Annotated in this window: 1 protein-coding gene; it reads left to right on the top strand. The window is 34.1% G+C overall.

What is annotated here, in order from left to right:
- Nucleotides 1-59: 59 nt before the first annotated feature.
- Nucleotides 60-944: a hypothetical protein gene (locus ACFILA_RS09545; RefSeq protein ID WP_375608869.1), complete on the top strand. Its 885-nt coding sequence runs from the start codon at nucleotides 60-62 to the stop codon at nucleotides 942-944.
- The last annotated feature ends 178 nt before the right edge of the window (nucleotides 945-1,122 follow it).

Genomic DNA, 1,122 nt, shown 5'->3' with positions numbered 1-1,122 from the left:
GCGGGGGCGCCTCCTTATAACCATTTCATTCAAAAATTTTCTTTAAAAGGCATTTCACTATGAAAAAAACATATGAACTTATTGATCTCATAACACGCAATAAAGAAGAAGAAAGTGAAAATCATAATCTCTTTGCTCTTAAATGGACGATATATGATCAAAGCCTTCATAGTCCTTTACGTCCTGAGAATGAAAAGCAAGTACCTAGAAAATATGAATTAACAAGTGAGACAAGGGAATTTAATGGACATATATTACACCGTATTAGAGCCATTAAAGATTTTAAACATTTTTTTGGTGATAATAATAACTTTTGTATAAAAGCAGGTACCTTAGGCGGTTTTATAGAGAATGAAAGCAATTTAGATCATCGTTATGGTTGCTGGGTTAGTGATGATGCTATGGTTTACGGTGGCGCACGTGTTGTAATGGATGCTCTTGTATACGGTAATGCTGTTATTTATGAACAAGCGTGTATTGGTGGGCATGCACATATTTATGACAATGCACAGATTTATGGTAAAGCCAAGGTTTGTGGTACTGCTCATATTTATAACAATGCGCATATTTATGAAAATGCTTGTATTGATTTTAGAAGCCATGTTTATGAAAATGCTCATGTTTATGGCAATGCAGAAGTTGGGTTTTCTCATGGTGAAGATAAACCTGAGATTTATGGCAATGCACGTGTTTATGATAATGCAATAATTGAAGACAATGCTAGGATTTATGGGAATGCACAAGTTTACGGACGCGCTCGTATTAGAGAGAAAGCTAAGGTCCGTGATAATGCACAAGCATGTGGAACGTTAGATCTTTTAAACGATGCGGTTTTAGCGGGTGATAAAAAACTCACAAGAGGTTATAGAGATTTTATTGGCAAAACTAAAATCACTAAATTTGGTCATTTTAAAATAATAGAAAAAATACACAAAGTTGTTTAATAGGCGGGCTGCTTTATAGCAAAAAAGCCGCGTCCTTTAAGACACGGCTTTTTTTATCAAAACAGCTAGCGATCCAAATAAACGATTAAAATAACCAATCGAAATATAAAAGAACATCTCTTTATTGCACAAAACGTATCAAAAAGCAAGCTGTTAAGTAAAATAAAAATGGGATTCA

This window comes from Bartonella sp. CL71SXKL, assembly GCF_042194935.1.
Taxonomy (GTDB): domain Bacteria; phylum Pseudomonadota; class Alphaproteobacteria; order Rhizobiales; family Rhizobiaceae; genus Bartonella.
The sequence above is the reverse complement of the archived record's forward strand: the minus strand, read 5'-3'. Positions and strand labels throughout refer to the sequence as shown.

Excerpts from the sequence above, each read along its gene's own strand:
- ACFILA_RS09545 (WP_375608869.1), top strand. The coding sequence starts at position 60 with ATGAAAAAAACATATGAACTTATTGATCTCATAACACGCAATAAAGAA.